This window comes from Paracoccus sediminis, from assembly GCF_900188295.1.
Lineage (GTDB): Bacteria > Pseudomonadota > Alphaproteobacteria > Rhodobacterales > Rhodobacteraceae > Paracoccus > Paracoccus sediminis.
Map to the genome: position 1 here is coordinate 21,152 of NZ_FZNM01000012.1, position 25,735 is coordinate 46,886.

Consider the following 25,735-nt stretch of genomic DNA (forward strand, 5'->3'; position numbering starts at 1 on the left):
CGGATGCAAGGCAAGGCTGTGCCTGAACCAGCCGGTCGATCGCCATGCGGATGCCACAAGGCGTCTCGATATGCGGCACATGTGCCGCGACCTGACCAATGTTCTTGCCCGGCCTTTCTGCTGCCACCAGCTTGCCCATTTCGGCGCCGAGGTCATCAAGGTCGAGGCGCGGGGCCGGGGCGATCTGGCCCGCAATCTGGGCGCCGATCCCGAATTGAACCGCAAGGGCATGGGCGTGTCCTTCCTGGCCCAGAACGCGGGCAAGAAGTCCGTCACCGTCAACCTCAAGCACCCCGAGGGCAAGGCGCTGCTCAAGCGGCTGGTCCAAAGCGCCGATGTTCTGGTCGAGAACTTTCGCCCCGGCGTGATGACGCGGCTTGGCGTGGACTACGAGGTTCTGCGGGCCGAGAACCCGCGCCTGATCTATTGCGCAATCTCGGGCTTTGGACAAACCGGGCCATGGAAGGACCGGCCCGCCTATGACCAGATCATCCAGGGTGCCTCGGGGGTCATGTGGATCACGGGCGATCCCGGTTCCGCGCCTCTGCGGATGGGTTATCCCCTGGCCGATACGATCGGCGGGCTGACGGCGGCCATGGCCGTCGCCACGGCGCTGAACGCGCCCGACCGGGGCACCTTCGGCCAACGGCAACGATAACCTGACCTCGGCACCTTCGGGCGCGTTCCGCACGGCGGACGGGCTGATGAACATCGCCGCCAACAAGGATGAACAATGGGTGTCGCTGGCCCGCCACCTGGGCCGCGACGATCTGCTGGACCATCCCGACTATGCCACGCGCGAGCTGCGCAAGAAGAACCGCCTGGCGCTGCGTGAGGCTCTGGAGCAGACGCTCAAGGCCCGCCCGGCCGAGGATTGGGCAAACGCGTTGAACCGGATCGGCGTGCCTGCGGGCGCGATGCTGACGCTGCCCCAGATCCTTGCCTCGCCGCAGGTGGCGGATCGCGGAATGCTGGGAACCTTTCCCGATGCCGAGGGCGTGGGCCGTGACATCACCGTCGTCCGGACGGGCGTGACGTTCGATGGAAAGGCCCCGGCCGTGGATACGCCGCCACCGCCGCTTGGCGCGCACAACGCCGAAATCTTTGGCGGCCTCGGCCTTTCCGCCGCCGAACTCGACTGCCTTGCCCAGAACGGGGCGATCTGATGGCAGACATCGTTTCCCTGGCGAACGAAGCGCCGGCCGCCGCCTGGCCGAGGACTGGTGGACGACCTCGATCATCCGCATGAGGCCGGGCGAGATCCGCTTTCGCGGCTATGCGATCGAGGATCTGATCGGCCGTGTCAGTTACCCGCAGATGGTCTGGCTGATAACGCGCGGCGAATTGCCGGCCCCTGGCCAGGCCCGCCTGCTGGACGCGGCGCTTGTGGCAGGCGTCGATCACGGCCCGCAGGCGCCGTCCATCGCGATTTCCCGCATGGCGATCACCGGGGGGACCGGCATCAACGGTGCCATGGTCTCGGCCATCAACGTGCTTGACGACATCCCTGGCGGCGCGGGCGAGCAATGCGTGGAGCTGTTTCACGAGATCGCGGCGGAAACCGCCCCCCTGCCCAAGGCCGTCGCCGGCGTGCTGGAACGGCGCCGGGCCGCGGGCCGGAAATACGTGCCCGGCTTCGGGCATCGGTTCCATCCGGTCGACCCGCGCGCGCCCCGGCTGCTGGAACGGGTGGATGGGGCTGTCGCGAAGGGCATCGTCGAAGGCCGCTTTGCCGCCATCGCCCGCGCCGTGGACGCCCATTTGCGCGCCACCACGTCGCGGCCCGTGCCCATGAACATCGATGGGGCGCCGGCGGCACCATCGGCCTGCCGCAGTTCATCAACCCGTACGGCGGCGAAGGAAACGCCCTGATGACCGGCGGCATGGTGATGATCGGCGCGATCCTCACCAACAATTCGCCCGTCGGTCTGGACATGGTCACGCCCATCGCGCGCCTGACCGGCGAATACCTGGCCGTCGTCGTGCCGGCCGCGTCGGACATCGCCTCGCTTGACGATCTTGTGGCAAAGCTGAAGGCCGATCCCGGCGCGGTGTCCTGGGCGGGCGGCAGCGCGGGTGGCAGCGATCACATGCTGGCCGGCCTGATCGCACAAGCGGCAGGCGTCTCGGGCTGGGGCGAGTTTGCCGAACAGGTCGCGTCGGGCACCCTGCGCGCCATCGCCGTCTCGGCACCCGAACGGGTCGAGGGCATCGATGCGCCCACCATCCGCGAACAGGGCCTTGGATGTCGAATTGCTGAACTGGCGCGCCGTCTTCGATCCGCCCGATATGAGCGACGGGGACAAGGCCAGGATGATCGACGTGCTGACCCGCCTGAACGCCTCCGAGGCGTGGCAGACCGAGCTTGCCAGCCGGTCCTGGACGCCCCTGTTCCTGGCGGGCGACGAATTCGCCGTGTATCTGAACGAGGATACCGCCCGAATCCGGACCGTCTTGGAAGGGCTGGGCCTGGTGGCGGCAGGATAGGGGCCTGGGCATCCCCTTGCGGCCCGGTCCGATCCTTGTCGCGCTGATGGTCATTGCGGGCGGGATCGGGATGGTCATGGCCACCCGGCTGATCCCGGTCTCGCCCGGCTATGCGCGCGTCGGTCCGACGCTGTTCCCCCTGATCGTCGGCGGCGCGCTACTGATCCTGGGGGTGGCCCTTCTGGCCGAGGCCTTGGCCGGCCGGTGGCATTGCGAGGCGACCGACCCAGAGGAAGAACGGCCGGACCTTGTCCCGCTGCTGTGGGTCGGGGGCGGATTGCTTCTGAATCTGATGCTGATAAGGCCGGTCGGGTTCATCCTGTCGTCGTCGCTGATGCATGTCATGGTCGCCACCGGCTTTGGCGCGTGACGCATCTGGCTGGCCGCGCTTGTCGGCTTTCTTCTGGCCCTTGTCGTCTATTATGGGTTCGCGCAGCTGCTGGGCCTGCGCATGGGCGGCGGATTGATCGAGGATCTGCTATGATGGAATCGCTCGCCAAGCTGCTGCATGGATTTTCCGTGGCGCTCACGCCCTACAACCTGATGTGGTCGGTCGTGGGCGTCACGCCGAGAACCGCCATCGGCGTGCTGTCGCGCCTCGGCCCGGCGCTGACCATCGCCCTGCTGCTGCCCATCACCTTTCAGGTTCCGGCCGAGGCCGCATTCATCCTAGTTCGCAGGCATCTATTTCGGGGCGATGTTCGGGGGATCGACCACCTCGATCCTCATCAACACGCCGGGCGAAAGCGCCACCATCGTGACCGCCCTCGAAGGACACAAGATGGCAAAGGCGGGCTGGGGAGGGCCGGCGCTGGCAATCGCTGCCATTGGGTCGTTCGTCGCGGGGACCATCGGGGTGGTCGGCATCACGCTGTTGGCGCCCGTCATTGTCCGTCTGGCGCTGAATTTCGCGCCAGCCGATTACTTTTCGCTGATGGTGCTGGCCTTTGTCGCGGTATCGGTGGTGCTGGGCAGTTCCGTGGTGCGCGGGCTGACGGCGCTGTGCCTGGGCCTGTTCATCGGGCTTATCGGCGTGGATTTGCAGACCGGCCAAGCGCGGTTCTCCTTTGGGCAGATGAGCCTGCTGGACGGGATCGACGTGGTGATCGTCTGCGTGGGCCTGTTCGCCGTGGGCGAAACGCCGCACCTGGCCACCCGCTATCGCCGCGGCCAGGACAAGGTCATCGCCATCAAGGGGTCGTTGTGGATGACCGGCCGCGACTGGGGGCGATCCTGGAAGCCATGGCTGAGGGGGGGCATTCCTGGGTTTTCCCATCGGCGCCATGCCGGCGGGCGGGGCCGAGATCCCGACCTTTCTGTCCTATTTCCTGGAAAAGCGCCTGTCCAGGCACCCCGAGGAGTTCGGCGAGGGCGCCATCGAAGGCGTCGCGGGCCCCGAGGCCGCCAACAACGCGTCGGCCGCGATCATGCTGTCGGCATTCCAGAGCTATGGTCTCAATCCGGGTCCGCAGCTTCTGTTCTCGCAGCCGGACCTTGTCTGAGGGCTGATCGCCAGCCTGTATATCGGCAATGTCATGCTGCTGGTCCTGAACCTGCCGCTGGTGGGCCTGTGGGTGCAGATCCTGAAGATCCCCATGCTCTATCTGTATGCGGGCATCCTGGTCTTCGCGACGATCGGCACCTATGGGATCAGCCGGTCTGTCTTTGACCTTGCGCTGCTTTACGGCATCGGAGTGCTGGGCTTCTTCATGCGCCGCTCTGATTTTCCGACCAGTCCGGTGGTCATCGGCATGATCCTGGGGCCGTTCGCCGAACAACAGTTCCGCCGCGCCATGACCATCAGCCAGGGCGACCTGTCGGTTTTCATCAGCCGACCCATTTCGGCCGCTCTGCTGCTGCTCGCCCTGCTGGCGATCATGCTGCCCGCGCTGATGCATCTGCGCAGGCAGCGACGGCAGTATCCGGTGGACGCGGATTGACGGCGTTCGATCAAGGATCGCCCTGCGGATACAGAACAGAGCCGCGGCGCACGACGCATGACGCCCCGGATCCGATTGTCTTCCCCAAGGCTGCCTTCTCAATCCTTGACTGGCTTGCGCGAACGGGGCGGAAGGTGATCTGATGCGATTGGCCGTCCTGCCGCCACCTGGCCGCCACGCGCCTTCGGACCTTGTGTCCCGTCCTGTTTCAGTCCGGCGGATGCGGACATGCGGCATGAGGCTTTTGCGATGGAACGCCAAGGCAATCCGGCCGTTACGTCCTTTCAGAATATCATTCGAGGACGGACAAGAATGGCACAGAATCCCAGCATGCCCCAGGCGGGCGACGTTTCCGCGGCTGTGGACGAGACAACGGGCACTCTGCGGGAAAACGCCCGGCAACTGGCCGAACAGGCGGCTTCGAAGGCGAACGACACGCTCGAGGCCGGACGGGATTATGCGGAGCGTGCGTATGAGGTGGGACGGCAGAAGGTCGAAGAAGCGGCCTTCTATACGGAACTGGGGTTTGAAGAAGTCATTTTCCTCGTCCGCCGCCACCCTGTCACAGCCTTGGGTATCGCGGTCGGAATCGGTTTCCTGCTAGGGAGTGTGACGTCGCGCCGGTGAGCCGCACGCTTACCCGCCGTGGCGCAACCGGCGAGGACATCTGGTGCAAACCTGCTTGGCTCCTTTGGGCTGACGCATGAACCGCCAAAGGTCCGCACCTTAGCAAGTGGGTGCGCCGCGCAGATTGGGACCATGGATGCATGCAGGCCTTCGCCAAGGTCAGACAAAGGTTGCAAAGCGCATCGCGCCGGGGCGGGACCGTTCTTGGAGAATGGCACCGCTAGGCGGCTGCCTTTGCGGGCAGGACGCGCCTCAGGATGTCCGACAGCGAAACCACCCCCAGCATCCGATCCTTGTCCATGACGACGGCCAGCTGCACGCTGGCCGCCCGCATGCCGGTCAACGCCTCGTAAACCGGCGTTTTGGGTCGAAGCAAATGCGCCGGTCTGGCAATTTCAAGAACAGGAGTGGTATCGGGCATAAGAAGAATGTCGCGCACGTGCACGATGCTGGGCGGGGCGCCGGCCTCGCCGGTCACGAGGATCCGCATGTGCCCCGATGCCAGGCCTGCGGACCGGACATCGGCCACGGTGGCCTGGGCACGGACCTGAACCGGTTTCGCGTCTTTGTCGATCAATGCGGCGACAGGCAGGGTTCCCAGTTCAATAAGGCTTGAAAACTGCTGCTGGATCTGCGGCTCGAGGGTGCCGGCCTTGGCCGAATGCTCCACCAGCTGCCGGATGGTCGCCGCGTCGCGGCCCCCGACGGCCGCCTTGTCGACCGGTTCGACCCCACTGGCCCGGACAAGGCGGTTGGCAAGCCGGTTTACCCATCCCAGGAGCGGGCGCAACGGCCAGACATAAGCCTGAGAAAGCGCGCCGACGGCAAGGGCGGATCGTTCGGGATGGGCGATCGCCCAGGACTTGGGCGCCATCTCGCCCACGACCAGGTGCAGGAAAGTCACGACGAACAGCGACATGGCAAAGGCCGCACCGCCCGCGAACCAGAGGGGCAGTCCGACCGACACCAGAACCGGTCCCAGCCAGGCGTCAAGGGCGGGCTTGGTGATTGCGCCCAGGGCAAAGGTGCAGATGGTGATCCCAAGCTGCGCGCCGGCCAGCATCAGCGTCAGGTCGTTCATGCCCCGCAAGGCGGCACGGGCAGACCGACTGGTCGGCGCCAGCTCCTCGAGCCGATGGCGCCGGGCGCCCAGAAGGGCGAATTCAATGATGACGAACAGCGCGCTCAGGGCGATCAGGATGATCGTCACGATGGTGACAACGATAGGGTCGGTCATGCGTCGTCCTCGGGGATGCGGGTTTCGACCAGGCGTACGCGCAGCAGTGTGGGAACATGACGCTCTACCCGCAGGACATCGACCTCGAGCAGCCAGCGGGAAGGGTCGCGGTCAATCAGTTCGGCCGGATCGATGGGCAGCGCGATGGTCACCCGCTCACCCTCGGCCGGCAAGGCGCCGCATTCGGCGATCAGCAATCCCGCCACTGTTTCGACATCCGGCTGCGGCAGATCGCGGCCGATGGTGCGGCGCAGTTCGTCCAGATGCACGTCGCCGTCGATAAGCCAGACATCCGCGCCCTCGGATGTCAGGCCGTTTCCTGGATCGTCGTCATGTTCGTCGGTAATCTCTCCGACGATCTCCATGGCCAGATCCTCCAGCGTCAGCACACCGGAGAATCCGCCGTATTCGTCGATCACGCAGGCCAGCTGGTTCCTGGTCGAGGCTAGTTGCGACAGGGCGTCGGGCAAGCTCATCAGCGTCGGGATCACCATTGGGGGGCGCATCACCGATGCCACGGTCGTCTCGGCCTGGCCGGGGGCGGAATGGATCAGCACGTCGGCCAGATGGACGACCCCCACGGGCGCGTCCGCGTCGTCGATGACAGGATAGCGGGTGTGGGCGCGGGCCATCAGACGGCGCACCTCGGAAAGAGTTGTCTCGGGGCCGACCCAGTCGACCTGAGAGCGCGGAATCATCGCATGTTCGACATCCTGCTGGGGGAAATCGACGATGCGGTCCATCATCAGCGACAGTTCGACCGGCAAGTCGCCGCTGTCGCGCGAATCCTCGATGATATGCGGCAAGTCATCGGCCGAGGCCGTGACGTCCAGGTCGTGGACCGGCTCGATGCGCAGCGCGCGCAGCAAAAGGTTCGCCGCCTTGTCGAAGACGCCGATCAGCCAGCCGAACACCGTCAGATAGATCAGGGTGGAACGGGCCAGCCCGCGCGCCAGGGGCTCGGGATCGGCGATGGCCAGGTTCTTGGGATAAAGCTCGCCAAAGACCATCTGGATGACGGTCGCGGCGAGGAGCGCGAGAATGGTGCCCGCCGCGACGCCAACTTCGGTCGGAATGCCCGTTCCGCCCAGCAGAACGCCCAGCGACTCTCCAACCAGCGGCTCGGCCACGAACCCGACAAGCAGACCTGTGACGGTGATGCCCAGCTGTGCGCCCGACAGCATGAAGCTGGTGCGCCGTGTCACCCTCAGGGCGCGCTTGGCTGCCGCGTCACCCTCTGCGGCCTGCGCGGCCAGGCGTGTCCGATCGACGGACATATAGGCAAATTCCTGGGCCACGAAATAGCCGTTCGCGGCGATGATCGCCAGCATCACCAGCGTTCCGATCAGGAACAGCAGAAGGGCTTCGATCATCGCCTCGTCCTCTGGTGACGTGGAGGTCGGAAAAGTTCAGGATCGTGGTTCACGGGGCAAGATCACCTTTAGGCCGGTTCGGGAACGGCAAGGGGCCGGATGCCGGATGCTGATCCGATATTCAAGTGATTCAGGAATGCCGTCCTGCCCTGGCCTCGGCCGCAGGCCGATGACAGAATGATCTTAACAGCGCCTTGCACGAATTTCAGCATGATGTGTTTTCCTTTCGTCAAGACAGCATTCAGGGGACGACGCGCGATTCAGGCAGTCTGTGTTTCCGGCTTCGGCTTCACGGCCAGCCGCAGGATCGGAGCGGTTACAAGGGCGGTCAGGAAGACGATGGCGACCAGCAAGGGCGCCATGACCGCCGGCAAGGAACCCTCGGGGACCAGACCCAGCATGATAAGGGCAAGCCCGGCCCGAGGAACCATTCCAGCCCCCACGATGACGCTTTCCCGGAGGGAATATCCGGTCAGCCTTGCGCCCATCCCGCAACCCGCCAGCTTGCTGACCACGGCCGCCACCAGAGCCAGAGCGACCAGCGGCACCGCGTCGAGCAGCAGAAAGAGATCCGTCTGCAAGCCGATGACGCCGAAGAATACGGGGACCAGAAAGCCGTCGGACAGGGCTTCGACGCGTTGAACCATCGCGGGTTCGGCCTCGTCCGTGTAATGCAGAAAGGCCCCGGCGGCAAAGGCGCCCAGCACGTCGGCCAGTCCGAAGAACTCGGCCATCCAACCAAAGCCCAGGACAAGAAGAATGGCCACGGTGAAATGCATCTCGCGGCTGCGCAGCCGATAGACCCACCCCATGACCGGCTTGAGGATCCAAAGCCCGATCACGGCGGCGATCAGCAGAAAGGCCGCGACCTTGCCCAGGACAAGCCAGACCGGATCGGAGGTCGCCTCTCCTCCAAAGAAGGACACGACAAAGATGATGAGCATCATCGCCAGGATGTCGTCAATGGCATGGGCGGCCATGGACAACAGCCCCACCCGCGTCCGCATCAGCTTGAAGTCCGTGAACACCCTGGCGGTGACGGCGATCGAGCTTGTGGACAGGGCCGCTCCCAGGAACAGACTGGATGCCACGCCGAAATCGACGATCCACCCGACCGCAAAGCCGAGGCCGACGGACAGGGCGATGCCCAATGCCGACACCAGCACGCTCGGCCCCGCGACCTTGCGCAGCATCCGCAGGTCCGTTTCCATCCCCGCCAGAAAGGTCATGAACAGAATGCCCAGATGGCCCAGGAATTCCAGGGTCTCGGACGGCGCTATCAGATTCAGGGCCGTCGGACCCAGAAGAAGCCCTGCGATGATTTCGCCAAGCATCGGCGACTGCCTGAACCGGGTCGCAAGCTCGCCGCCCATGCGGGCGGCTGCGATCAGAATGACCAACGCCAGAAGCTCGTTCATGGCCGGTCCTTTCCGAACAGAGCCTTGAACAAGTCGCGGGCACGCAGAAGGCCGACCAGGGTGTCGTTGTCGTCGATGACGACCAGCTGCGCGATGTTCAGCGTGGCCATCTTTTTCAACGCCGCATGGATCGGGTCGGATACCCGGCACGTCAGGGGACGGCGGGTCATCATGTCCTCGATGGTGTCGATCAGGCCCTCGCGGATCAGCTTGCCCGGACCGAACGACAAGGTCGGCTCGCTTGGGGACAGAACACGCAGCAGGTCCGGCTCTCCGATCGTGCCGACGACCCGACCCCGATCGTCCAGGACCGGAAAGACATCCTGAGTGGACGACGACAACAGTTGCAGAAGGGCATCGGGATGATCGCTTGCCTTCAGGGACTGAATGTCGGCCACGGCCAGATCCCCGGCCCTGTCGTCACGCATCGTCATTGCTTCGCCATTCTCCGGTCACAAAACCCGTGTTCCAGCCCACCCCGTCCGGCAGCCGCTCGCAAGGGCCAACGCGACCCGTCTGGCATCGTTCCTTGGCAGGCGGACGGGAAACATATTCGGGCCGCCGGGGGGCCGTGTCCGTCCCATCTAGCGATAAACGTGGCGACGGGCGAACCGGCTTTTCTGCAAGGCGCTGCGCGCCCTTGCCTCGACATTGACGTAAAGCCATCCCGACAGGGCGATCACCAGTCCCACAAGCCCGGCCAGCAGGAGAAGTGACGGTCCGGTCTCCAGAAACCGACCGACCGGCTTTCCCAGCATGGTCACCGAGACGACGTTGATGACTGACAGGATCAGCATGTGCGACAGATAGACCGAGTAGGAGATCGTTCCGAGCCAGACAAGAGCCGGATGGGACAGGCCGCGGGACACGCGCCCGTTGTTCAGCGACAGGCTGAGGATGAGCAGGGCGAACACGGGCGGTATGGCGATGTCGCGCACGCCCGCATGCATCAGCACCCCGGTCAGGGCCAAAAGCGCGATCGCGGCGGCATCGCTTCCAAGCCGGAACCGCGTCGCCAGACCCGAGAAGCGATGCAGCACCATGCCGATGACAAAGCCGAACAGGCATCGCAGGATGCCGTAGTCATAGGTGACATCGAGATTGTCGCCCATCCCCGACAGCAGGGCCAGTCCCAGCAGCGACAGCGCGATCATCAGCGATGACGCGACCATGCCCCGCTTCATGATCCCCACCACCAGAATCGGAAACGCGAGATAGGCGAACCACTCGGCCCCGATCGACCACGCGGGGCCATTCCAGGTCAGCCCGCCATGAAGGCCGGTCGTCTGAAGCAGCAGGACGTTGCTTGCCAGGGATTCGACGCTTCGGGCGCCTTCGAAGACCGGAAAGGACGCCTGGCCGATGCCGAATGAGATCAGCAACAGCTTGACCAGTTCCAGCAGCAGAAACGCCAGAAGGATCGCCAGGTGCAGGGGGTAGATCCGGCTGAACCGGGCGAAGATGAATTTCCGGACCGTCCCGGCCGAGGCCCTGTCCCGAAAATCCGCGGCATAGGCATGGGCCATGACATAGCCGCTGAGCAAAAAGAAGAAGTCGACCCAGAGATAGCCCTTCGACAGGAAGGCGGTGTACTGGCTGGGGGTGAAATTCGGCAGGAAGCCCCCCGAATAATGGAAGATGACGACCAGGATCGCGGCCAGGCCCCTCATGGCTGTCAGGGCCTCGATATGCCTGATGTTTGCGGTGCTGCTCAAAAACGGCTCCTTGGTTTTCTGAAACGCGACAGTCATGCCGAACGGCTGCAACCCTGCGATGTTCCGCCCCTGCCGGATGGGCAGAGGCCTGCCGGGGCCGCGGCGGCCGGCTTTTCGATCAGCGGAATGTGTCGTGCCATGGGTGCCAGCCCGAGCGGCGTCCTCGCCCCACCGGTCTGCCCGGCCTTGGAGCGAACGGCACGGGACGCGCGGCACACGCGTTCCGCGGACGTCGGGCACGTCCATGCTGCTGTGCCTGGAAAACCCGCCCATCCCGGCTGTTCCGGCTGTTCCGATCTCCGCAGCCCGCCCTGTCACAGGCTCGGTCCTAGATGCGGTGAGAGATGGCTTCTGTCAGGTCCAGAAGGACTTTCAGCTGATGAGGCGTGGCGTCTGCCGACAGATGCTGGATCGAGCCGATCAGGCCGATGCTTCCGACCATTGCCCCGGTCGCGCTAAAGATCGGCGCCGCCAGGGCATTGATCCCCAGCAAGGATTCCTCTGGGGCGACCGCATAGCCCGCCTGCCGTATCCGGTCGATATCGCGCCTGAGCGTTTCGACATCGGTTGTGGTCCTGGGCGTGACGGCCTCCAGTGGTGTTTGCAACTGGTTCCACAAGTCCGCAGGGCCGAAGGCAAGAAACACCTTTCCCTGAGCCGAAGAGTGCAGTTGCAACTCGCTGCCGGGGCGCACGCCGATGTCGATGGGCTGATTGCTGCGCAAGGTCGCCAGAACGAAAGCCGATTTTGGCGTCGGCACGCTGAGAACGACCGCAAGGCCCAGATCGTCCCGCACCGCCTGCATCAGCGGCAGGGCGATCTCGGACAGCATCTGCCCGTCGGGGGCCTTCTGTCCCATAAGCCAGATCTTCGGCCCCAGGCGGTACAGCGAGGTGGTGGGATCCTGCACGATCATCCCATGGTCAATCAGCGTGCGCAGGTGCTTGTGAACCGCACCCTTCGCGATCCCGACCTTTCCGGCAATCTGCGTCACGCCCTGGGGCTGCTCGGCAAACGCGATCTGCTGAAGGATGCGCAGACATGTATCTGCTGCGCGCACACTGGAAATTACATCCACCCGAGGCTGCTCCTGTTGACTGCGATCCTTCTTGACTCAGCAACATTGATTCGTCAATATTGAGAACGTCGTTCTCCATATGAGAACAATTGGGAGGGAAGTATGAGGAAGTTTGCCGCCTGCGCCGCATTCGGCGCATCGCTGTTCGCCACCACCGCCCTGGCGGAGCCGGTGACGCTCCGCCTGGGGCATCCGGTGTTCGAGGCACACCCCATCCACGACACCGCCGTCCGCTTCAAGGAAGCGGTGGAGCGCATCTCGAACGGCGACGTGACGGTAGAGATTTATCCGGCCCGCCAGCTTGGCGACGTGAAGGAGCTGGCCGAAGGCGTGCAGTTCGGGACTGTGGACATGACGGTGAACTCGACCTCGGCCTATGCCACCCTGGAACCTGCGATCGACGCCTTTCAGCTGCCGGGCGCGATCCCGGATTATGAGGGGTTTGTGACGATGGCCAAATCGGCCGAGGCCCGCGCGATCATGGACCGGCTGGAAAACCACGGCATGGTCGCCCTTGGCGTCTATGACGGCGGCCTGCGCCATTTCATGACGGTGGGCGAGCCGGTGGAAAGCCTGGAGGACATGAAGGGTCTCAAGACGCGCGTGGCGCCGAACCGGATGTTCCTGGATGCCTGGTCGGCCGTCGGCGTGAACCCGACGCCGATGGCCTATGGCGAGGTTTATTCCGCGCTGGAAACCGGCACGCTGGACGCGGTGGAGATCAACCTGACCTCGATCGAGAGCGAGAAGTACTACGAGATCGGCAAGGCCGTGACCCTGACCGGCCAATACTTCTGGCCGGGCTTCCTGCTGGTGAACAAGAACAAGTTCGACAGCCTGACGCCCGAGCAGCAGGCCGCGATGCGCCAGGCCGCCGACGAGATCGTCGAGCCGCAGGTGATGGCGGTAAAGGAGTTGGACACGAAAGTTCTGAAGCGCCTGGACGAACTCGGCATTCCCGTGGTGACGCCATCGGACGCGTTCAAGGCCGAACTTGCCGCCGCCTTCGCGCCGGTGGTCGAACAGTACGAGGCCATCGATCCCCTGATCGCCGATTTCAGCGCCAAGGCAAAGATGCTGACGCCCGCCGCGCAGTGATCCGTCCGGGGCGCGGCCCCGACGCCGCGCCCCGTCCATCCTCCGATGCAAGAGGGACGACCATGTCCAAGTTCTGGCGGGCCTATGTGGCTGCCGTTGAAACCTTCTGCTTTGCCGGCATCGCAGCCATCCTGTTCGTCGGCGTCCTGCAGGTCTTTGCCCGCTATGTCCTGGACAGCTCGCTGTTCTGGTCCGAGGAGTTCATGCGCTATCTGATGTTGTGGATCGTCGCCGTCGGCGCCGGCATCAGCTATTCCCGCGGCCAGTTCCTGGGGATGCGGATGGCGGTCGAAAAGCTGCCGCAGGGAATGCGCCGGAAGGCCGACGTGGTGGCCGCCATCTGCATCCTGATCTTTCTCGGCGTCATCGTCTGGTACGGCATCGCCTTCAGCTGGGGCACGCGCCGGCAGACCGCGATTGCCCTCGGGCTGTCGATGTTCTGGATCCACATCTCGGTCGTGGTCGGGGCGCTGCTGCTGGCGGTCCATGTCGCCTTGAACGAGCTTTTCGGGGTGGCGCGTTCTTCGGCCCGAGCAGAACACCTGATGGGTGCGGAGGAGGCGCTGTGATCTGGCTGGGTTCGACTTTCCTGCTGACCTTGCTGATCGGCATGCCGATCGCCTTCGTGCTGGGATTCAGCGCGCTTGCCTATTTCGTGACGACGGGGCAGACCAATTTCCTGCTGGTCATGCCGCAGCGGATGCTGGCGGGCATGGACATGTTCGTGCTGCTGGCCATTCCGCTGTTCGTGCTGGCGGGCAGCATCATGGACGTGGGCGGGCTGACCCGGCGGCTGATCGGCTTTGCCAATTCCATCGTCGGCCGGTTCCGGGGCGGGCTGTCGCTGACGGCCGTCTGGGGCTGCTTCCTGTTCGGCGGCGTCAGCGGATCGGCCGCCGCCGATGCCGCGGCCATCGGCACGGTGATGGTGCCCGACATGAAGCGCCAGGGCTATGACGTGGACTATTCGGCGGCGCTGATCGCGGTGTCGTCGCTGATGGCGCCGCTGGTGCCGCCGTCCATCGCGATGATCCTCTATGGCGCGCTGTCGGGCACGTCCATTGCGCAGCTGCTGATCGCGGGGCTGGCGCCCGGCATCCTGCTGGCGACCCTGCTGTCGGTCTATGCGATCATCGTTGCGCGCCGGCGCAACTATCCCACCGCCCCCGCGCAATCGCTGGCCGAGATCGTCCAGGGCTTCTGGAAGGCGATCCCGGTCCTGCTGCTGCCGGTCATCATCGTCGTCGGCATCCGCGGCGGCATCTTCACCGCGACCGAGGCCGCCGCCATCGCCGCCATCTATGCGCTGCTGGTGGCGACCTTCCTTTATCGCGCGATGACCTGGGCTTTCCTGAAGGAAGCCTTCATCTCGACCGCGATCATCACGTCGGCGATCTACTTCCTGGTCGCCATCGCCAATATCGCGGGCTTCATCTTCGCCATGGAGCAATTGCCGCAGCAGGCCGTCGCGCTGCTGACCGGCATCTCGGACGATCCTCTCGTCATCCTGCTGATGGTGAACATCATCCTGCTGTTCATGGGCATGTTCCTGGACACCATCGGCGTGCTGATCCTGACGGTTCCGGCGCTGATGGCAATCGGCAGCACCCTGGGCCTGGACCCCGTGCATCTGGGGGTGATGGTGGTCTTCAACGTGCTGGTGGGTTTCGTGACGCCGCCGGTCGGGCTGTGCCTGTTCGTGATCGCCGGCGTGACCGGGCGGCCGATGGAAAGGATCGCGGTCGCGGCCCTGCCGATGATCGGAATCGCGCTGATCGTTCTGGCGCTGATTACCCTGTTCCCGCAGATCTCGCTGTTCCTGCCAGAGCTTCTGGGGGCACGGTGATGACCGACGCGCTTTCGGTCCCGGTTGGCGGGATTCGCCTGAAGAACCCCATGATCGCCGCTCCGGGCGAGCACCTGATCGAGGATGCGGGGCTGGCCGCCGCCATCGCCTCGGGGGCGGGCGCGGTGGTGATGAAGTCGACCAACGAATCCCAGGCGGCAAAGCGCCAACTGCTGCAAGCGGAATATGCCGTCCTGGACCCCGACTGGCGCCCGGTCCCATGGGGGCCGGACGCGCCTGCGGCCGCCACGGTCCTGAGCCGGTCCGGGCTGCATCCGCTGGCCTTCGAGGCCTGGCTGGATCAGGCCGTCCGGCACGACCGGCTGGCCCGCGCCGCCGACTGCCTGCTGGTGCCGTCGCTGGTGCTTGCCGATCTTGATGCGGCGACCGGCCTTGCCCGGCAGATCGCGCAGGCAGGATTGCAGGTGCTGGAGCTGAACATCGGCACGCCCTATGCCAGCCAGGCCGCGCGCGGGGCGGTGTCCACCGAACTCGATCCGGCGCGGGTCGGCCAGATCGTCCGAGCGGTGGCTTCGGCGGTCACCATCCCTGTCTGGGTCAAGCTGTCGGGCCAGAGCGAGCGTGTGACGGCCCTGGCCGCCGCCGCGACCGGGGCCGGGGCAGCAACGGTGGTGATCGCCGGGCGGGCACTGGGACTGCTGCCCGACCTTCAGGCCATGGCGCCGCATCTGGGCACCAGTTGCGGCATCGGCGGCTTCTGGAACCTGCCGCTGACCTGCCATTGGCTGGCGGAAACGCGGGCGGTCCTGGGACCGGACCAGCCGCTGATCGGCATCAACGGCGCGACGAACGGCCACGACGTCGCCCGCATGATGCTGGCGGGCGCATCCGCCGTGGGCCTGTCCTCGGCCGTGATGCTGCGCGGCCATGGCCTCCTGACAGAGGCGGTTGAGAGCCTGGCTGCCTATTGCCGGGACAAGGACGTGACCGCCCCGGATCTGGTCGGACGGGCCGCCGATGCCCGCCGCCGCTTTGCCGACATGCCCGTGCTGGACGAGGTCTGGCGGCACCATATTCCCGCGCAGGCTGCGCGGCCAACCGATCAAGGGAGAACGACATGACCGACATGACCGACCGCATCGACGCGCTGATGAAGGGCGCGGTGGATCTGCACATCCATTCCGGCCCTTCGCTGCATCCGCGCAAGCTGGACCACATCGCCGCCGTGCGCGAGGCGGATGAACAGGGCATGGCCGCGATCCTGCTGAAGGATCATTATTACCCGACGATGCCAGTCGCCCGGCTAATCAACGAGAACTGCGGCTTCACGACGCAGGCCATCGGGTCGATCGTTCTGAACAACCCGCTGGGCGGGCTGAACCCCGCCGCCGTGGATTACGCGCTGAAACAAGGCGCGCGAGTCGTCTGGATGGCGACGGCGCACGCCAAGAACCACATGGACCACGAGGCGGACAAGCCCGGCTTCAAGTTCCCCCAGAACACCGCCAAGACCGTGGCGCCGGTCCCGCTGACCCTGACCGACGACAACGGCGCCGTGCGCGACGAGGTCAAGCACATCCTGGACCTGATCGCCGAGGCGGACGCGGTCGTGTCGGGCGGGCATCACCACGCGCGCGAACTGCTGCCCTTCTACGAGGAAGCCAAGGCGCGCGGCGTCAAGCGTCTGTTCCTGAACCATCCGACCTATGTGAACGACTGTTCGTTCCAGGAAATCGCGCATCTGGTCGGCATGGGCGTGAAGATGGAGCATTCGGCCTGCATGTTCATCGAATCCACCTTCACGATGTTCGACACCGGCCATCTGAAATCCGTGATCGACGCGGCGGGCGTGGAAAATACCTTCTTCGGCACCGATCTGGGCCAGAAGAACAATCCCAACCCCGCCGAGGGGATGCGGATGATGATCGAACTGCTGCTGGACTGCGGCTATGCCGATGACGAGGTCCGCCAGATGACCACGACCGTCGGCGCCGAACTGGTCGGGCTGGCGGCATGACCGGAACAAGCCTTCGCGCGCGGATACGGGCGGGCGAAACGGTGGTCGGCACCTTCGTCAAGACCCCAGCCCCCCATGTCGTCGAGATCCTGGGCCTCGCCGGCCTCGACTTCGCGGTGGCCGACCAGGAACATGCGCCCATCGGTCTGGCCCAGATGGACATGCTGGCGATGGCGGCGCGGGCCAGCGGCCTGCCGCTGCTGTCGCGCCGCTGGGGCGCCCGGCCCGACTGGATCGCGCCCCTGCTGGATCTGGGCTGCGCGGGCGTCATGGTCCCGCATGTGGCCGATCGCGCCACGGCCGAGGCGGTCTGCGCGGCGGCCAAGTTCGACCGGGGCAGCCGCGGCATCTCGCCCTCGCCCAGGGCGGGGGGCTATGGCAGCCTGGGTCTTCTGGACTATCGCCGCCGCTGCGACGAGGACAGCGTGGTGATGGTGCAGATCGAGGACGCGCCCGCGCTGAACCGGCTGGACGACATCGCCGCGTGCCGGGACGTGGACGTGCTGTTCGTTGGTCCCGCCGACCTGTCGCAGTCGCTGCGCGTGGGCTTTCCATCGCCGGAACTGGACGCCGCGATCCTGCGCGTCACCCAGGCCGCGCGCCGGGCCAGAGTCGCCACCGGCCTGTTCGTCGGCGACGAGACGCAGATCCCGGTCTGGCAGGAACGCGGCGTCACCGTATTCGTCTGCGGCTCGGACCAGAGCCTGCTGATGAAGGGCGCGCGCCGCCTGATGACAACCCGGCAGGCCTGAACCTGCTGCTTCTGAAAGGACATAGGATGTACACGGGCAAGGATCCGCGCGCCGATCTGTTCGCCGCCACCACCAAGCCGCCTGCGACCGGTCTGATTGCCGAGGATCAACTCGCGCTGTTCTACGGTACGCCGCCACAGGCCGAGGGGGTCGGCTGGAAAAGCTGGTATCATCGGGGAAACAATTTCGTACTCGCCTATTCCGAGGCCGCGCCGGGGGCCGTCTTCGCCCGCGACGGCCAGCCCGATGAATATGTCGTCTATCTTCCCGATGCCGCGCATGGCGCGGTGATCGAGGCTGGCGACGAACGTGTGGCGGTGCCCGGTTATAGGATCGCCTTCGTGCCGCCCGGCGACAGCCGCGTGACGCTGCCCGAAGGCGGGGTGCTGGTGCGCCTGTTCACGACCCGATCAACCGACCTTGCCGAGGCCGCGTCGAATGCGCGGGCCTATGACGCGGCCCGCACCCACATTCCCCCCTTCGAGGCCTGGCCCGCGCCAAAGCACGGCTTCCGGGTGCGGCATTATTCGCTGGACGTGCCCGCCGAACCGGGCCGCTTTGGGCGCATCTTTCGCTGCACGACCTTCATGGTGAACATCTTCGAGCCGCAGAAAGGCCCGCGCGACACCACCAGGATGTCGCCACACCACCACGACGACTTCGAACAGTGCTCGCTGGCGCTGAAGGGCAAATTCGTTCATCACCTGCGTTGGCCATGGACCGTGGACATGGCCGACTGGCGCGACGACCGGCATGTCGAGGTCGGCTCGCCCTCGTCACTGGTCATCCCGCCGCCCGTGATCCACACGACCCGTGCCATGGACGCCGCGGACAACGATCTGGTGGATATCTTCTGCCCGCCCCGGATGGACTTTTCCCTGAAGCCGGGATGGGTGCTGAATGCCGAGGACTATCCCCTGCCAAAGGACTAGACCGGAACGTCATCGCCCGGCATTCGGCAATCGGCTGGGCAGTCCCGGCAACGGATGGGACGGGCCATGCTGGATCGATCCGGCTCTGAAGGCCGGATTTCGCGGATGCATCCAGAGGCGCGGGATCGGATTCACCGCGCCCGAGACAGCATGATGCCGGCCCGGATTTGCCGCATCACCAGCGGTTCGGTGCCGCCCGCTTCGGCCCGTTCCGTGCGCCCGCCCATGTCATGTCATGTCAGGAAAATCCTTGCGAACACCAGTGCCTGTCCAAGAAGAAAGGCGGTGTCGACCACGATCAGGACCAGGCCGCGCACGCCCGGCGCAAACAGCTGTTGCAGCGATGTCTTCACACCAAGCGCCGAAATGGCCATGACCAGCAGGAACCGGGACACATCGCTGGCAAGGTCCAGGACCGGTTCGGGAAAAGACAGGAAATTGCGCGCCATCATCAGAATCAGAAACGCCACCACAAACCATGGAAGACCGACCGCCGCCCCCGATTCCCTGCGAAAGAACAGCGTCACCGCCACCAGCACGACGGGCAGCAAGGCCACCCGCAGCAGCTTGGTGAACGTGGCGATATCGCCCGCCGTGTCGCCGACCGAATAGCCTGCGCCGACGACTTGGGCGACGTCGTGAATCGTTGCGCCGATCAGATAGCCGATCTCGATGTCCGTCAGCCCCAGGGATCCGAACAGCATCGGATAAGCGATCATGGCCAAGGTCGACATCGCGGTCACCCCCACGACGGTCAGCAGCAGATCCTCGTCCTTGAAATGCGCCTTGGGCAGGACGGCGGCGATGGCCATGGCGGCCGAGGCCCCGCAGATGGCGACGGATCCGCCGGTCAGCAAACCAAAGGCCGTGTTTCGCCTGAACAGCCGGGCAAAGACCACGCCACCGATCACGGTAATCGCCAGCATCCCGGCGACGCCCACGATCGGCACGACGCCCAGTTGCGACACGTCCCCAAAGGTCAGGCGCAGCCCCAGCAGGGCGACCCCCAGCCGCAGCAGGCTGCGCGAGCAGAAGGTGATGCCTGCGGCCGTCGGGGGCGCCTCGCCGAGAAAGTTGAACGCCATGCCGATCAGCAGCGCAAACAGCATGGCCGGGGCGCCGTAATGTTCGTCCAGAAAGCTGGACGCCAGGGCAATGATGGCCGCCAAGGCCATGCCGCCGCGGTGGTGGCGGAACCACTCCACCGTCTGATGCGGCAGGGACATGGGCGAACGCTCACCCTGCTCAGGATGCGACATCAGTTGCACCCAGATCGAAAACCTGGTCCGGAAAGAACTTGGCCAGGCGGATGTCGGCGGACCGGGCATGGCCCTCCATCCCTTCAAGCCGAGAGATCCGCGCGGTGGCTTCGGCCAGGGGGCGGGCGCCGTGCCGGGTGGCGCGTTGCCATGTCACGGTTTTCATGAACTTGTGCACCGACAGCCCGCCCGTATAGCGGGCCGCGCCCGAGGTGGGCAGGACATGGTTCGGACCCGCCGCCTTGTCGCCGAACGCGACGGTCGTTTCCTCGCCCAGAAAAAGCGAGCCATAGGCCTTCAGGCGGCGCAGCCACCAGTCCAGATCGGCCGCCTGGACATGCAGATGTTCGGGCGCATAGCTGTCGGCGACCGACGCCATTTCCTCGGGGGTGCTGCACAGCATGACCTCGGCGAAATCGGTCCATGCGGACAAGGCGCTCTGGCGGTTGGGTTCCGGCAAGGCGGCGATCAGGTCCGGCGCCAGAGCCAGAACCCGCTGGGCCAGATTCCGATCCGATGTCACCAGCCAGACGGGCGAGTTATAGCCGTGCTCGGCCTGGCCGATCAGATCGGCGGCCACCAGGTCCGGGTCGGCCGAACCGTCAGCGATCACCATGCTGTCGGTCGGACCCGCGACCATGTCGATGCCGACACCGCCAAACAGCAGCCGCTTGGCCTCGGCGACATACTGGTTCCCCGGTCCCACCAGGATATCGGACTTGGGAAGCCCGAACAGCCCGCCCGCCATGGCGGCGATGCCCTGCACGCCGCCGATCGACAGGATCGCATCCGCGCCGCACAGATCCATCGTGTACAGGATTGCCGGCGGGATGCCGATCCCCGGACGCGGCGGGGAGCAGGCGGCGATATGGGGCACGCCCGCGACCTTGGCCGTCGTGATCGTCATGATGGCACTGGCGATATGGCTGTAACGGCCGCCGGGCACATAGCAGCCGGCCGCCGATATCGGGATATGCCGTTGCCCGGCCACCAGCCCCGGCAGGATCTCGATCCGGCATTCGGACAGGGTGTCGCGCTGCGCACGGGCAAAGCGGCTGATGTTGTCATGGGCGAATCGAATGTCGGCTTTCAGCCGTTCGGGCACCTGCGCCGCCGCCGCGGCACGCTGTTCACGGGTGACAACGATGTCGCCGGTCCATCTGTCCAGGTCTTTGGCATAGGCACGGACCGCGTCCTCCTGACCGTCGGCGATCCTGGCAAGCATCTGGGCCACGACACGGCGCACGTCGTCCTGTTCCGTCTCGGCGGTTCGGACGGCCTTCTTGAGGTAAATCATGTCTTTGACCTTCCGGTTACATTCTGCCCTTCCAGGGCACCAGGCGGCGTTCGACGAAGCGCATCAGCAGATCGAACGCAAAGGCGATGCAGGCAATGACGAAGATGCCCATGATGACCACGGGGGTTTGCAGGAACTGGCTGGCCGACAGGACCATATAGCCAAGCCCCTTGGTCGCGGCGACCATTTCGGCGGCGACCAGCGTGGTCCAGCCGAACCCGATGCCGATGCGCATCGAGGTCAGGATTTCCGGCATGGCCGACGGCATGATGACATGCCGCATGACCTGCCACCGCGTCGCCCCGAACGAATAGGCGGCATGGATCTGTTCGATGGCGGCGGATTTGACACCCGACCGTGCCCCCAGGACGACCGGGGCAAACACCGACAGGAAGATCAGCAGGATCTTGGACGTTTCGCCGATCCCGAACCAGATAATCATCAGTGGAAGATAGGCCAGCGGCGGGATCGGGCGGTAGAATTCGATGGGTGGATCGAACAACCCCCGCATGACCGGGCTCATGCCCATGGCCAGACCCAGCGGCAACCCGATGGCGCAGGCCAGAAGGAAGGCGCCGAACACGCGCGCGGTCGATATGGCGACATGTTCCAAAAACGGAGTGCCAGTATAGCCGGTCTGCCACACCGACACGAACTTTTCCACGATGGTCAGCGGGGATGGCACGAACAGCGGCTTGACCCACCCCATCGCCGTGACCAGCCACCAGACGAAAAAGAACAGCGCGATCGAGACGGCGGACAACCACAGCGTGTTGCCCTGTCCGGGAACGCCGTATATCTCTCCGGGCCGCGTCGGGCGCGACCGGGCAAGGCGGCCCAGCAGACCGCCAGCCTTGGGCGTGGCAACCGGATCCTGGATGGTCATGCCGCAGCCTCCTCGTCGGCAAAGATGATTTTCAGAACGTCCTCGCGCAGCCGGATGAAATCGGGGGACGCCTTGACCTCGCGGGCGGGCGTCCCGTCCAGGAACTGGCGCGAAAAGGGCAGGTCGAACGTATGGGTGATCCGTCCGGGGCGCGGCGACATGACGATCAGCTTGGTGCCCATGAACAGCGCCTCCTCGACGCTGTGGGTGATGAAGAACACCGATTTGTAGGTGTCGTTCCAGATGTGCAGGATCAGTTCCTGCGCCTTTTCGCGCGTCAGGGCGTCAAGCGCCCCCAGGGGTTCGTCCATCAGCAGGATGCGGGGATCGCAGGTCAGCGCGCGGGCGATGCCGACGCGCTGCTGCATCCCGCCCGACAGCTTGTAGACCGGCGAATCCTGAAAGCCGTCCAGGCCCAGCATGGCGATGAAGCGGTTCGCGGTCCCGATCCGTGCGGACTTGCCGAGGCCCTGGATTTGCAGCCCGAAGGCCACATTGTCCAGCACGCTGAGCCAGGGCAGGAGGGCATGTTTCTGAAACACGACGGCCCGGTCGGCGCCCGGACCCGACACATGCCGGCCATCCAGGACAAGACTGCCCGAACTGGGCGAAAGAAACCCGGCAATCAGGTTCAAAAGCGTCGATTTTCCGCAGCCGGAAGCCCCGAGGGCCACCACGAATTCGTTGTCGTCGATGGTCAGGTTGATCCCGCTCAGCGCCTTGACCGGCGGCCGGCGGTCGGCGGCCGGATAGACCACGGACACATCCTGAATGTTCAGTCCCATGAGCTGGCTTCCTTGCGCAGTGACAAGCCCGCCCGGACAGGGCGCCCGGACAGGGACGGGCACCTATTTCACGGCTTCTGCCGCGATGTCGGTGTTCACGAACGCCGAATAATCGTCGGCCACCGTGTCGATGCGGCCGGCCGATTGCAGGAATTCCGCCTTCGACTTCATGATGTTGGCGGCATTTCCCAGCCAGGTCTCGCCGACCTGGTCGGCCAGCGGAATGAAGGTATAGCCCCGCAGGATCTCGGGGATCTGGTCGGCGGGGGCGCCCGTCACCTCGGCGATGGCCCGCACGCTTTCGTTGTCGGCCGTCCACGCCGCGGGATCGGTCAGATAGGCCTGGTTGGCCTGGTCCATCACCTTGGCGAAGGCGACCACCTGGTCCCTGTTCTGGGCGGCGAATTCCGTGTTCACCACCCAGGCGTTGAACGTCGGATAGCCCCATTCGGCGGTCTCGTCGGCGCCAACGATCCGGGTGCCGCTTTCCAGCAGCTGGGTCTGGACCGGCGGCCAGATGAAGGCCGCGTCGATGGTGCCCTGGTCCCAGGCCGCCGCGATCTGGTCGGGTGGCATGGACATGATCGTCACGTCGCCTTCTGTCAGCCCGGCATGGGCCACCGCCCCGATCAGCGAATAATGTGCGGTCGATCCGACCGGCACGGCGACGCGTTTGCCCTTTAGATCGGCAACCGCGGCGATGCCCGATCCTTCGCGGGCGATCAGGCTTTCGGACTGGCCGATGGCATAGGACAGCATGAACATTTGCAGATCGACGCCCTGCGTGGCCGCGATCGCCAGGGGCGAGGATCCCAGTTCCGCCAGCTTCACGTCGCCCGAGGCCATTGCCGCGATCACCTCGGTCCCCGAATTGAACACGCGCCATTCGATGTCCCAGCCGGTCGCCTTTTCAAAGGCGTCCGTGGCGCGCACCGCGTTCATGGGGGTGGGGTCGCTGAAGGTTGCCACCACCAGGGTTTCGGCAGCCAGGGCGGTCGCCGACAGCGCCAAGGCCGTCGCGCTCGTCAGGATCGGTTTCCATAGTCCAGTCATCGTTAACCTCCGTTGTTGGAACTGCGGCTGTTGGTGCCGCTTATGGTTCATGGTGTCGGATCTCGTGCGGCGGACCATCCCAGCCGGTCGAAAATGCCAGGATTGCCTGGGCCAGCCGGTCCAGCGTGTCGAAAACGGTCGCGTGCGGGGAAACCGCATCGGGGATGAGAGAGAATTCGGTGCAGGCGATCATCTGCACGGTGCAGCCCCGATCCAGCAGCGCAGCCGAGGCTTGGGCAAGGGTTTGCCGCGCCGCAGTCCGGGAGCTCGGCGATTTCAGATGCCGGATCGCCTTCAGCATCGCATCGTCGTCGTCGGGGTAAAGGCTTGTCAGGCCATGGCGGGCCAGGGGGGCGTCGAACAGGCCGACTCTGCGCAGGGCAGGGGAACCCAAGACGCCGATGGTGCCGCGCGATCCGGCAAGGCGCGCGGCATGGGCGACCGACCGGTCCACCATATCCAGAAAGGGCAGGGGCACCGCGGCCCGGATCGCATCGGCATAATGGTGTGCGGTATTGCAGGGCATCGCCAGGGCCTCGGCCCCGCCGGCCAGCAGGCGCCGCGCCATGCCGGCAAGCACGGGGGCCGGGTCGTCGCCGCCCCCTTCCAGCAGGTGCCTGATCCGCGATGGGACTTGCGGGTTCTGGTCCACGATCAGCGGAACATGATCGGCGTCGTCCCGCGCCTCGATGCCCGCCAGAACCTTTTGCATGATGAGGATCGTGGCTTCGGGCCCCATCCCGCCCAGAATACCGACCCGGCGCATCATCCGTTCTCCTTGATGCGAAGGGCCGCGACGGCATCGATGATGTGATCGGCCAGCAGGCTGCAATCGTCCAGGTCGAAGGTCAGCGGCAGGCGCATGTCGAACAGGCCCGACAGGATCGCATCCGTCCGAGGCAGGCTTTGCGCCGCCACGAACCGCCAGCTGTGGTGGTCCGAGGTGAAGGCCACGGGCTGGGCCGCGCCGAACCATTTCACCTCGACCCCCGCATCGGCAAGGCGCGCGACCAGGGCGGCCGCATCGTCGCGGGTGATGCCCGGCACCAGGAACTGGATCGACGATCCGACATAGCGTTCCGCCGGGGGCCGGCTGGGCAGGCGGATCGCGTCGTGTCGCGCCAGCCGTTCGGCGATCAGATCGTGGCGCGCGTTCCAGGCGTCGATGCTGTCGTGCAGCATCCGCAGCTGCGGGCGCAGCAGGGCGGCGCGCAGGTTGTCCATCCGCGCGGACATGTTAGGCGTGTCCAGGCGGATCTGGTCATAGACCTCGGGCGCCGGACCGGCCCCGTGGCGTTCGTACATCATGTAGGATCCCGACAGCATCGTCGCCCGCGCCATGAACTCTGCATCGTCCGAGGTCAGCAAGCCGCCCTCGCCCGAATTCATGTGCTTGTAGGTCTGGGTGCTGAAGCATCCCGCGATCCCGAACGATCCCGACAGCCTGCCGTTCCAGCGGGCACCCATCGTATGGGCACAGTCCTCGATGACCGTCAGATCCAGGTCGGCGGCGATCCGCATCAGGCGGTCCATGTCGCACAGATGCCCCCGCATGTGCGACAGCAGCAGATGCCGGGCGTTGCTGGCGCGGGCCTTGGCGGCAAGGTCGTCAAGGTCGATCACCAGATCCCCGGTGATCTCGACCAGGATGGTCCGGCCTCCGACGGCCGCGATGGCGCCGGGGACCGGGGCCAGGGTAAAGCCGTTGGTCAGCACCGGATCGCCCGGCACAACGCCCGCCGCGCGCAGGGCGATCTGCATGGCCTGCCCGCCCGAGGCGACGGCCAGGCAGAAGGTCTGGCCCTGCCACCGCGCGAACTCCCGCTCCAGCTCCATCGTTTCGCTGGGTTGTCCCGGCAGCGTGTTGTAACGATGCAGCCGCCCCGAACGCATCACCGCAACGGCCGCGTCGATGGCCTCGTCCGGAATCGGCAGTTGCTGTGTGAAGCTTTTGGAAAAGCGCGCCGGGGCCAT

The 25,735-nt window shown here is 65.4% G+C and carries 26 protein-coding genes and 3 pseudogenes; 15 read left to right on the forward strand and 14 right to left on the reverse strand.

What is annotated here, in order from left to right; translation table 11 throughout:
• The first annotated feature begins 79 nt into the window (after nucleotides 1–79).
• The 7 genes and pseudogenes from CHB77_RS14230 to CHB77_RS14255 all read left to right on the forward strand — a co-directional run bounded on the left by CHB77_RS14230 (nucleotide 80) and on the right by CHB77_RS14255 (nucleotide 5,054).
• Nucleotides 80–1,166 (forward strand): annotated as a pseudogene (locus tag CHB77_RS14230) (CaiB/BaiF CoA transferase family protein).
• 79 nt (nucleotides 1,167–1,245) lie between these two features.
• Nucleotides 1,246–1,872, forward strand: coding sequence for a citryl-CoA lyase (locus CHB77_RS14235; RefSeq protein ID WP_089388885.1), 627 nt, complete (start codon nucleotides 1,246–1,248; stop codon nucleotides 1,870–1,872).
• Nucleotides 1,839–2,072, forward strand: a pseudogene (locus tag CHB77_RS18665) (tripartite tricarboxylate transporter substrate binding protein); the annotation flags it as partial. The gene CHB77_RS14235 and the pseudogene CHB77_RS18665, both read left to right, overlap by 34 nt.
• A 142-nt stretch (nucleotides 2,073–2,214) precedes the next feature.
• The gene (locus CHB77_RS18670; RefSeq protein WP_242626670.1) at nucleotides 2,215–2,487 is read left to right on the forward strand and encodes a type 2 periplasmic-binding domain-containing protein; all 273 of its coding nucleotides are present in this window, start codon (nucleotides 2,215–2,217) and stop codon (nucleotides 2,485–2,487) included.
• A 16-nt stretch (nucleotides 2,488–2,503) separates the two neighbouring features.
• The gene (locus CHB77_RS14245) at nucleotides 2,504–2,857 is read left to right on the forward strand and encodes a tripartite tricarboxylate transporter TctB family protein (RefSeq protein ID WP_207303050.1); all 354 of its coding nucleotides are present in this window, start codon (nucleotides 2,504–2,506) and stop codon (nucleotides 2,855–2,857) included.
• A gap of 113 nt (nucleotides 2,858–2,970) precedes the next feature.
• Nucleotides 2,971–4,427 (forward strand): annotated as a pseudogene (locus CHB77_RS14250) (tripartite tricarboxylate transporter permease).
• Between the two features lie 312 nt (nucleotides 4,428–4,739).
• Entirely contained in the window at nucleotides 4,740–5,054 is a 315-nt protein-coding gene (locus CHB77_RS14255; RefSeq protein WP_165456297.1) for an ElaB/YgaM/YqjD family protein, read from the forward strand.
• A gap of 220 nt (nucleotides 5,055–5,274) precedes the next feature.
• Here the strand turns inward: CHB77_RS14255 and CHB77_RS14260 are convergent, their stop codons facing one another.
• The 7 genes from CHB77_RS14260 to CHB77_RS14285 all read right to left on the reverse strand — a co-directional run bounded on the left by CHB77_RS14260 (nucleotide 5,275) and on the right by CHB77_RS14285 (nucleotide 11,791).
• Entirely contained in the window at nucleotides 5,275–6,291 is a 1,017-nt protein-coding gene (locus CHB77_RS14260; RefSeq protein WP_089388887.1) for a CNNM domain-containing protein, read from the reverse strand.
• Nucleotides 6,288–7,664: a hemolysin family protein gene (locus tag CHB77_RS14265; RefSeq protein ID WP_089388888.1), complete on the reverse strand. Its 1,377-nt coding sequence runs from the start codon at nucleotides 7,662–7,664 to the stop codon at nucleotides 6,288–6,290. The genes CHB77_RS14260 and CHB77_RS14265 overlap by 4 nt, the downstream gene beginning before the upstream one ends.
• 68 nt (nucleotides 7,665–7,732) lie before the next feature.
• Nucleotides 7,733–7,876 (reverse strand): hypothetical protein, encoded by a 144-nt coding sequence (locus CHB77_RS18385; RefSeq protein ID WP_165456296.1) that lies wholly within the window; start codon nucleotides 7,874–7,876, stop codon nucleotides 7,733–7,735.
• Between the two features lie 48 nt (nucleotides 7,877–7,924).
• Complete coding sequence (locus tag CHB77_RS14270; RefSeq protein ID WP_089388889.1) at nucleotides 7,925–9,082, reverse strand: cation:proton antiporter; 1,158 nt, start codon at nucleotides 9,080–9,082, stop codon at nucleotides 7,925–7,927.
• On the reverse strand, nucleotides 9,079–9,510 hold the full coding sequence (locus CHB77_RS14275) for a CBS domain-containing protein (RefSeq protein WP_165456295.1): 432 nt from the start codon (nucleotides 9,508–9,510) through the stop codon (nucleotides 9,079–9,081). Before CHB77_RS14275 ends, CHB77_RS14270 begins: the two co-directional genes overlap by 4 nt.
• A 156-nt stretch (nucleotides 9,511–9,666) precedes the next feature.
• Nucleotides 9,667–10,797 carry an acyltransferase family protein gene (locus tag CHB77_RS14280; protein ID WP_165456294.1) on the reverse strand — a complete coding sequence of 377 codons (1,131 nt, stop codon included), beginning with the start codon at nucleotides 10,795–10,797 and terminating at the stop codon, nucleotides 9,667–9,669.
• Nucleotides 10,798–11,125: 328 nt separating this feature from the next.
• The gene (locus CHB77_RS14285; RefSeq protein WP_423212901.1) at nucleotides 11,126–11,791 is read right to left on the reverse strand and encodes an IclR family transcriptional regulator; all 666 of its coding nucleotides are present in this window, start codon (nucleotides 11,789–11,791) and stop codon (nucleotides 11,126–11,128) included.
• Between CHB77_RS14285 and CHB77_RS18675 the strand changes: the two genes are divergently transcribed.
• The 8 genes from CHB77_RS18675 (at nucleotide 11,717) to CHB77_RS14320 (ending at nucleotide 18,481) form a co-directional block, all read left to right on the forward strand.
• Complete coding sequence (locus tag CHB77_RS18675) at nucleotides 11,717–11,938, forward strand: hypothetical protein (protein WP_242626666.1); 222 nt, start codon at nucleotides 11,717–11,719, stop codon at nucleotides 11,936–11,938. The two genes, CHB77_RS14285 and CHB77_RS18675, sit on opposite strands and share 75 nt — an antisense overlap.
• 39 nt (nucleotides 11,939–11,977) lie before the next feature.
• Entirely contained in the window at nucleotides 11,978–12,973 is a 996-nt protein-coding gene (locus CHB77_RS14290; protein ID WP_089388893.1) for a TRAP transporter substrate-binding protein, read from the forward strand.
• A 62-nt stretch (nucleotides 12,974–13,035) separates the two neighbouring features.
• Nucleotides 13,036–13,542: a TRAP transporter small permease gene (locus CHB77_RS14295; protein WP_089388894.1), complete on the forward strand. Its 507-nt coding sequence runs from the start codon at nucleotides 13,036–13,038 to the stop codon at nucleotides 13,540–13,542.
• A complete protein-coding gene (locus CHB77_RS14300) occupies nucleotides 13,539–14,819 on the forward strand; it encodes a TRAP transporter large permease (RefSeq protein ID WP_089388895.1) in 1,281 nt (426 codons plus the stop codon). Before CHB77_RS14295 ends, CHB77_RS14300 begins: the two co-directional genes overlap by 4 nt.
• On the forward strand, nucleotides 14,819–15,901 hold the full coding sequence (locus tag CHB77_RS14305; protein WP_089388896.1) for a tRNA-dihydrouridine synthase: 1,083 nt from the start codon (nucleotides 14,819–14,821) through the stop codon (nucleotides 15,899–15,901). The genes CHB77_RS14300 and CHB77_RS14305 overlap by 1 nt, the downstream gene beginning before the upstream one ends.
• Nucleotides 15,898–16,797, forward strand: coding sequence for a DUF6282 family protein (locus tag CHB77_RS14310; protein WP_089388897.1), 900 nt, complete (start codon nucleotides 15,898–15,900; stop codon nucleotides 16,795–16,797). Before CHB77_RS14305 ends, CHB77_RS14310 begins: the two co-directional genes overlap by 4 nt.
• Complete coding sequence (locus CHB77_RS14315) at nucleotides 16,794–17,549, forward strand: HpcH/HpaI aldolase family protein (protein WP_089388898.1); 756 nt, start codon at nucleotides 16,794–16,796, stop codon at nucleotides 17,547–17,549. The genes CHB77_RS14310 and CHB77_RS14315 overlap by 4 nt, the downstream gene beginning before the upstream one ends.
• Nucleotides 17,550–17,575: 26 nt before the next feature.
• Nucleotides 17,576–18,481, forward strand: coding sequence for a cupin domain-containing protein (locus CHB77_RS14320; protein ID WP_089388899.1), 906 nt, complete (start codon nucleotides 17,576–17,578; stop codon nucleotides 18,479–18,481).
• Between the two features lie 233 nt (nucleotides 18,482–18,714).
• On the opposite strand, the gene CHB77_RS14325 is transcribed toward CHB77_RS14320, so the two are convergent.
• The 7 genes from CHB77_RS14325 to CHB77_RS14355 form a co-directional block, all read right to left on the reverse strand.
• The gene (locus CHB77_RS14325) at nucleotides 18,715–19,707 is read right to left on the reverse strand and encodes a YeiH family protein (RefSeq protein ID WP_089388900.1); all 993 of its coding nucleotides are present in this window, start codon (nucleotides 19,705–19,707) and stop codon (nucleotides 18,715–18,717) included.
• 19 nt (nucleotides 19,708–19,726) lie between these two features.
• Nucleotides 19,727–21,037 carry a histidinol dehydrogenase gene (hisD, locus tag CHB77_RS14330; RefSeq protein WP_089388901.1) on the reverse strand — a complete coding sequence of 437 codons (1,311 nt, stop codon included), beginning with the start codon at nucleotides 21,035–21,037 and terminating at the stop codon, nucleotides 19,727–19,729.
• 16 nt (nucleotides 21,038–21,053) lie between these two features.
• Nucleotides 21,054–21,923 (reverse strand): ABC transporter permease subunit, encoded by an 870-nt coding sequence (locus CHB77_RS14335; protein ID WP_089388902.1) that lies wholly within the window; start codon nucleotides 21,921–21,923, stop codon nucleotides 21,054–21,056.
• Complete coding sequence (locus tag CHB77_RS14340) at nucleotides 21,920–22,708, reverse strand: taurine ABC transporter ATP-binding protein (protein WP_089388903.1); 789 nt, start codon at nucleotides 22,706–22,708, stop codon at nucleotides 21,920–21,922. Before CHB77_RS14340 ends, CHB77_RS14335 begins: the two co-directional genes overlap by 4 nt.
• A 63-nt stretch (nucleotides 22,709–22,771) precedes the next feature.
• Nucleotides 22,772–23,761 (reverse strand): taurine ABC transporter substrate-binding protein, encoded by a 990-nt coding sequence (locus CHB77_RS14345; RefSeq protein ID WP_165456293.1) that lies wholly within the window; start codon nucleotides 23,759–23,761, stop codon nucleotides 22,772–22,774.
• Nucleotides 23,762–23,801: 40 nt separating this feature from the next.
• Entirely contained in the window at nucleotides 23,802–24,530 is a 729-nt protein-coding gene (cuyB, locus tag CHB77_RS14350; RefSeq protein WP_089388904.1) for a cysteate racemase, read from the reverse strand.
• Nucleotides 24,527–25,735, reverse strand: a complete 1,209-nt coding sequence (locus CHB77_RS14355) for a DegT/DnrJ/EryC1/StrS family aminotransferase (RefSeq protein ID WP_089388905.1) — start codon at nucleotides 25,733–25,735, stop codon at nucleotides 24,527–24,529. Before CHB77_RS14355 ends, cuyB begins: the two co-directional genes overlap by 4 nt.

What these genes read in the sequence shown, in the direction of transcription:
- CHB77_RS14235 (WP_089388885.1), top strand. Translation starts at nt 1,246, where the DNA reads ATGAGGCCGGGCGAGATCCGCTTTCGCGGCTATGCGATCGAGGATCTG.
- CHB77_RS18670 (WP_242626670.1), top strand. Translation starts at nt 2,215, where the DNA reads ATGCGCCCACCATCCGCGAACAGGGCCTTGGATGTCGAATTGCTGAAC.
- CHB77_RS14255 (WP_165456297.1), top strand. Translation starts at nt 4,740, where the DNA reads ATGGCACAGAATCCCAGCATGCCCCAGGCGGGCGACGTTTCCGCGGCT.
- CHB77_RS14260 (WP_089388887.1), bottom strand. Translation starts at nt 6,291, where the DNA reads ATGACCGACCCTATCGTTGTCACCATCGTGACGATCATCCTGATCGCC.
- CHB77_RS14265 (WP_089388888.1), bottom strand. Translation starts at nt 7,664, where the DNA reads ATGATCGAAGCCCTTCTGCTGTTCCTGATCGGAACGCTGGTGATGCTG.
- CHB77_RS18385 (WP_165456296.1), bottom strand. Translation starts at nt 7,876, where the DNA reads ATGCTGAAATTCGTGCAAGGCGCTGTTAAGATCATTCTGTCATCGGCC.
- CHB77_RS14270 (WP_089388889.1), bottom strand. Translation starts at nt 9,082, where the DNA reads ATGAACGAGCTTCTGGCGTTGGTCATTCTGATCGCAGCCGCCCGCATG.
- CHB77_RS14275 (WP_165456295.1), bottom strand. Translation starts at nt 9,510, where the DNA reads ATGCGTGACGACAGGGCCGGGGATCTGGCCGTGGCCGACATTCAGTCC.
- CHB77_RS18675 (WP_242626666.1), top strand. Translation starts at nt 11,717, where the DNA reads ATGGTCAATCAGCGTGCGCAGGTGCTTGTGAACCGCACCCTTCGCGAT.
- CHB77_RS14290 (WP_089388893.1), top strand. Translation starts at nt 11,978, where the DNA reads ATGAGGAAGTTTGCCGCCTGCGCCGCATTCGGCGCATCGCTGTTCGCC.
- CHB77_RS14295 (WP_089388894.1), top strand. Translation starts at nt 13,036, where the DNA reads ATGTCCAAGTTCTGGCGGGCCTATGTGGCTGCCGTTGAAACCTTCTGC.
- CHB77_RS14305 (WP_089388896.1), top strand. Translation starts at nt 14,819, where the DNA reads ATGACCGACGCGCTTTCGGTCCCGGTTGGCGGGATTCGCCTGAAGAAC.
- CHB77_RS14310 (WP_089388897.1), top strand. Translation starts at nt 15,898, where the DNA reads ATGACCGACATGACCGACCGCATCGACGCGCTGATGAAGGGCGCGGTG.
- CHB77_RS14315 (WP_089388898.1), top strand. Translation starts at nt 16,794, where the DNA reads ATGACCGGAACAAGCCTTCGCGCGCGGATACGGGCGGGCGAAACGGTG.
- CHB77_RS14320 (WP_089388899.1), top strand. Translation starts at nt 17,576, where the DNA reads ATGTACACGGGCAAGGATCCGCGCGCCGATCTGTTCGCCGCCACCACC.
- CHB77_RS14325 (WP_089388900.1), bottom strand. Translation starts at nt 19,707, where the DNA reads ATGTCCCTGCCGCATCAGACGGTGGAGTGGTTCCGCCACCACCGCGGC.
- hisD (WP_089388901.1), bottom strand. Translation starts at nt 21,037, where the DNA reads ATGATTTACCTCAAGAAGGCCGTCCGAACCGCCGAGACGGAACAGGAC.
- CHB77_RS14335 (WP_089388902.1), bottom strand. Translation starts at nt 21,923, where the DNA reads ATGACCATCCAGGATCCGGTTGCCACGCCCAAGGCTGGCGGTCTGCTG.
- CHB77_RS14340 (WP_089388903.1), bottom strand. Translation starts at nt 22,708, where the DNA reads ATGGGACTGAACATTCAGGATGTGTCCGTGGTCTATCCGGCCGCCGAC.
- CHB77_RS14345 (WP_165456293.1), bottom strand. Translation starts at nt 23,761, where the DNA reads ATGACTGGACTATGGAAACCGATCCTGACGAGCGCGACGGCCTTGGCG.
- cuyB (WP_089388904.1), bottom strand. Translation starts at nt 24,530, where the DNA reads ATGATGCGCCGGGTCGGTATTCTGGGCGGGATGGGGCCCGAAGCCACG.
- CHB77_RS14355 (WP_089388905.1), bottom strand. Translation starts at nt 25,735, where the DNA reads ATGGCCCCGGCGCGCTTTTCCAAAAGCTTCACACAGCAACTGCCGATT.